The sequence below is a fragment of the Mycobacterium sp. E3298 genome (assembly GCF_001666895.1).
Taxonomy (GTDB): domain Bacteria; phylum Actinomycetota; class Actinomycetes; order Mycobacteriales; family Mycobacteriaceae; genus Mycobacterium.
This window is the reverse complement of the sequence record NZ_LZJB01000168.1, coordinates 1-4704: the sequence shown is the minus strand read 5'-3', so window position 1 is coordinate 4704 and position 4704 is coordinate 1. Positions and strand designations below refer to the sequence as shown.

3 protein-coding genes and 2 pseudogenes are annotated in these 4704 nt (G+C 68.6%); 3 read left to right on the top strand and 2 right to left on the bottom strand.

All coding sequences use genetic code 11. From position 1 onward, the window contains the following. A pseudogene (locus A9X05_RS07810) lies at positions 1-314 on the bottom strand (xanthine dehydrogenase family protein molybdopterin-binding subunit); the annotation flags it as partial. Between the two features lie 51 nt (positions 315-365). Here A9X05_RS07810 and A9X05_RS07805 point away from each other — a divergent pair. Then, the gene (locus A9X05_RS07805; RefSeq protein WP_067760001.1) at positions 366-929 is read left to right on the top strand and encodes an NTP transferase domain-containing protein; all 564 of its coding nucleotides are present in this window, start codon (positions 366-368) and stop codon (positions 927-929) included. Here the strand turns inward: A9X05_RS07805 and A9X05_RS07800 are convergent. Then, positions 926-2374, bottom strand: a complete 1449-nt coding sequence (locus A9X05_RS07800) for an amino acid permease (protein WP_067780477.1) — start codon at positions 2372-2374, stop codon at positions 926-928. The two genes, A9X05_RS07805 and A9X05_RS07800, sit on opposite strands and share 4 nt — an antisense overlap. Before the next feature lie 298 nt (positions 2375-2672). On the opposite strand from A9X05_RS07800, the gene dnaK reads away from it, so the two are divergent. Together dnaK and A9X05_RS31995 are read left to right on the top strand one after the other, a co-directional pair. After that, on the top strand, positions 2673-4535 hold the full coding sequence (gene dnaK / locus A9X05_RS07795) for a molecular chaperone DnaK (RefSeq protein ID WP_067780469.1): 1863 nt from the start codon (positions 2673-2675) through the stop codon (positions 4533-4535). Continuing rightward, positions 4532-4704, top strand: a pseudogene (locus A9X05_RS31995) (nucleotide exchange factor GrpE); the annotation flags it as partial. The gene dnaK and the pseudogene A9X05_RS31995, both read left to right, overlap by 4 nt.

Genomic DNA, 4704 nt, shown 5'->3' with positions numbered 1-4704 from the left:
GGCGGGCGCGGGGTGTCTTGGACGTCCTTGCCGGCGACGGCGTGCCAGGCCTCCCGCACGTCGGGGTTGAGGTCGGCGGCGGTGAACACCGCGCGCACGCCGGGCAGCGCCAGCGCGGCCGAGGCGTCGATGCCGTTGATCCGCGCCCGTGCGAACGGGCTGCGCACGAAGCAGGCGTGCAGCATGCCGGGCCGCGAGATGTCGTCTACGAAGCTGCCGCGGCCGGTCAGCAGCCGGCCGTCCTCAACCCGCTGGACTCGGGTGCCCGCGTATCGGGGCGCCGGAGTGGAGGGAGCCTGCACGTCCTGAGTCATCGTGCTCCATTGGTTGTCGCTAGGCGAGAAGCTGAATGTCATCATAGGAGAGTGGCGTTATCGCAGTCGAGCGGCCCGGCGCCGCGCAGCGTCGGGGTGCTGCTGGCCGCGGGAGCCGGGCGGCGCTACGGCAAGCCGAAGGTGCTGGTGGACGGGTGGCTTCAGGCCGCGGTCGACGCCCTGCGGGCCGGGGGCTGCGCGGACGTGGTCGTCGTGCTGGGCGCCGCCCAGGTGGCGGTTCCGGCCGGATCCACCGCGGTGACGGTCCGGCGGTGGCGGGACGGGCTGAGCGCCTCGGTCCGCGCCGGCCTCGAGCGGGCCGACCGGCTGCGCGCGGACTACGCGGTGCTGCACGTCGTCGACGCCCCCGATGTGGGGCCCGCGGTGGTCGCGCGCGTTCTCGGCCGGGCGATCGCATCACCCGCCGGGCTGGCGCGCGCCGCGTTCGGCGACCGCCCGGGGCATCCGGTGGTCGTCGCCCGCCGCCATTGGCCCGAGGTCCTGTCGAGCATCTCCGGCGACAGCGGCGCCGGCGCGTACCTGCGGACCCGGCGCGACGTCGAGATCGTCGACTGCGCGGATCTCGCCGGCGGTCAGGACATCGACGAGCCCTAGGCCGCCGCGGGCGGGTCGGCGGCGGGCAGCGCGGCGTCTTGGGCGGCCGCGTGCACGCGATGGCGGACGAGGTACCAGCCGCCGATCAGCCCGGGGATGCCGAGGGCCAACGCGCCGAGCAGCCAGGGGCCCTGAACCTTGTCCAGCAACATCAGGACCAGGACGCCGGCCAGGAAGGCCAGCGTCAGGTAGCCGCTGTAGGGCGCCAGCGGCATCCGGAAGTGCGGCCGCTGCACCTCACCGGCGCGGGACAGCCGGTAGAACCGCAGCTGGCTCGCCACGATCGTCCCCCAGGCGACCACCACGCCCACGGCGGCGATGTGGAGCACGATTTCGAACGCCTGGCTGGGTTTGACGGCGTTGAGCACGATGCCCAACAGGCCGACCACGGCGGTGAGCAGGATTCCGCCGTAGGGCACGCCGGTCTTGGTCATCGGCGCGGTGAATTTCGGGCCGCTGCCGTTGATCGCCATGGACCGCAATATCCGGCCCGTGGAGTACAGCCCGGCATTCAGGCTGGAGAGCGCGGCGGTGAGCACGACCAGGTTCATCACACTGCCGGCCCCGCCGAAGCCGACCTTGGAGAAGAAGGTGACGAACGGGCTCACGTGGTCGCGGTAGGCGGTGTGTGGCAGCAGCAGCGCCAGCAGGACCGTCGACCCGATGTAGAAGATGGCGATGCGAAAGACCACCGAATTGATGGCCCGCGGCATGATCTTGTGCGGATTTGGGGTCTCGCCGGCCGCGATGCCGACGAGTTCGACCGCGGCGTAGGCGAAGACCACGCCCGAGGTGACCAGCACCAGGGGCAGCAAGCCGGCCGGCAGGAGTCCGCCGTGGCTGTCCCAGAGCGCCACACCGGGGTCGTGACCGTCGACCTTGAAGCGGCCGACCAGAAAGACGATGCCGACGACGAGGAACGTCACCAGGGCCAGCACCTTGATCAGCGAGGCCCAGAATTCGAGCTCGCCGAACAGCCTGACCGAGATCAGGTTCATCGCGAGCACGGCGACCAGCGCGATCAGCGCCAGCATCCACTGCGGGACGGTCTGGAACGTCGTCCAGTAGTGGCAGTAGTGCGCGATCGCGGTGGTGTCCACGATCCCGGTCATCGCCCAGTTGACGAAGTACAGCCAGCCCGCCGCGAAGGCGGCCTTCTCGCCGAAGAACTCCCGGGCGTAGGACACGAAGGATCCCGACGACGGGCGGTACAGCACCAGCTCGCCGAGGGCGCGCAGGATCAAGAAGACGAAGATGCCGCAGACCCCGTAGACGAGGAACAGCCCCGGTCCGGCCGACGCGAGCCTTCCGCCCGCGCCGAGGAACAGGCCGGTCCCGATGGCGCCGCCGAGGCCGATCATCTGGATCTGGCGATTGTTCAGGCCCTTGTGATAGCCCGAGTCTTCACGGGCGAGCCGCGCGGCGGCGCTGTCTTGCGATGACATTGGGTCCTGCCGTGTCGGCTCCGGGAAAGGCTCAGGCTAACCCACCGGTCCGCCGGCGCGCTCGGTCAGTGGCCGCGGCCCGGGCCGGTGTGTTCCCGACCAGGCCGCAGTGCCCCGCGACGCCGTCGCAGAGCCCCCGGGAACAAGACCGCGACCCTGGCCGTTAGCATGATCGACAAGTTGAGCGAACTACACTCAATGCTGGGTTGACACCACGGTGTCGGCAAGAGCAGGCTTGAGCGGGGTTCACTCAGCATAGTGGCACCAAAGAAGCTCTACTCAATCAGGAGGAATCACTATGGCTCGTGCGGTCGGTATCGACCTCGGGACCACCAACTCCGTCGTCGCAGTTCTCGAGGGCGGGGACCCCGTCGTCGTCGCCAACTCCGAGGGCTCACGGACGACCCCGTCCATCGTCGCGTTCGCGCGCAACGGCGAGGTGCTCGTCGGTCAGCCCGCCAAGAACCAGGCGGTGACCAACGTCGACCGCACCATCCGTTCGGTGAAGCGGCACATGGGCACGGATTGGTCCATCGAGATCGATGACAAGAAATACACCGCGCAGGAGATCAGCGCCCGGGTGCTGATGAAGCTGAAGCGCGACGCGGAGGCGTACCTCGGTGAGGACATCACCGACGCCGTGATCACCGTGCCGGCGTACTTCAACGACGCCCAGCGGCAGGCGACCAAGGAAGCCGGCCAGATCGCCGGCCTCAACGTGCTGCGCATCGTCAACGAGCCCACCGCGGCGGCGCTGGCGTACGGCCTGGACAAGGGCGAGAAGGAACAGACCATTCTGGTCTTCGACCTCGGCGGTGGCACGTTCGACGTGTCGCTGCTGGAGATCGGCGAGGGCGTGGTCGAGGTCCGCGCCACCAGCGGTGACAACCACCTCGGTGGCGACGACTGGGACGACAGGGTCGTCGAGTGGCTGGTCGACAAGTTCAAGGGCACCAGCGGCATCGACCTGACCAAGGACAAGATGGCGATGCAGCGGCTGCGTGAGGCCGCCGAGAAGGCCAAGATCGAGCTCTCGAGTTCGCAGAGCACCTCGATCAACCTGCCCTACATCACCGTCGACGCCGACAAGAACCCGCTGTTCCTCGACGAGCAGCTGACCCGCGCCGAATTCCAGCGCATCACCCAGGATCTGCTGGACCGCACGCGTCAGCCGTTCCAGTCTGTGATCAAGGACGCCGGCATCTCGGTGTCCGAGATCGACCACGTGGTGCTGGTGGGTGGTTCCACCCGCATGCCCGCGGTGTCCGACCTGGTCAAGGAGATGACCGGTGGCAAGGAGCCCAACAAGGGCGTGAACCCCGACGAGGTGGTGGCCGTTGGCGCCGCGCTGCAGGCGGGTGTCCTCAAGGGCGAGGTGAAAGACGTTCTGCTGCTTGATGTCACGCCGCTGAGTCTCGGTATCGAGACCAAGGGTGGCGTGATGACCAAGCTCATCGAGCGCAACACCACGATCCCCACCAAGCGGTCGGAGACCTTCACCACGGCCGACGACAACCAGCCGTCGGTGCAGATCCAGGTCTATCAGGGTGAGCGCGAGATCGCTTCGCACAATAAGCTGCTCGGCTCCTTCGAGCTGACCGGCATCCCGCCGGCGCCCCGTGGTGTCCCGCAGATCGAGGTCACCTTCGACATCGACGCCAACGGCATCGTGCACGTCACGGCCAAGGACAAGGGCACCGGCAAGGAGAACACGATCAAGATCCAGGAGGGCTCCGGCCTGTCCAAGGAGGAGATCGACCGGATGATCAAGGACGCCGAGGCGCACGCCGAGGAGGACCGTCAGCGCCGCGAAGAGGCCGACATCCGCAACCAGGCCGAGACGCTGGTCTACCAGACGGAGAAGTTCGTCGCCGAACAGCGTGGCGCCGAGGGCGGTTCGAAGGTCCCCGAGGACACCCTGAACAGGGTGGACGCGGCCGTGGCCGAGGCCAAGTCCGCGCTGGAAGGCACCGACATCTCCGCGATCAAGTCGGCGATGGAGAAGCTGGGCCAGGAGTCCCAGGCGCTCGGCCAGGCCATCTACGAGGCGACCCAAGCGGCCGGCGGTGCCGGTGGCGGCGGTGCCGGAGGCCCGCAGGCCGGTTCCGCTGACGACGTGGTGGACGCGGAGGTGGTCGACGACGACCGGGAGGCCAAGTGACCGAAGGGAATCCACACGAGCAGGTGACCGTCACCGACAAGCGGCGCATCGACCCCGAAACCGGTGAAGTCCGGCGGTCCTCTCCCGGCTCCGAGCCGGGAGAGGCCGCGCCGGGCGACTTCGCGGGTGAATCACCCGAGGAGGCCGGCAAGGCCGCCGAACTTTTGGG

Excerpts from the sequence above, each read along its gene's own strand:
- A9X05_RS07800 (WP_067780477.1), bottom strand. The coding sequence starts at position 2,374 with ATGTCATCGCAAGACAGCGCCGCCGCGCGGCTCGCCCGTGAAGACTCG.
- dnaK (WP_067780469.1), top strand. The coding sequence starts at position 2,673 with ATGGCTCGTGCGGTCGGTATCGACCTCGGGACCACCAACTCCGTCGTC.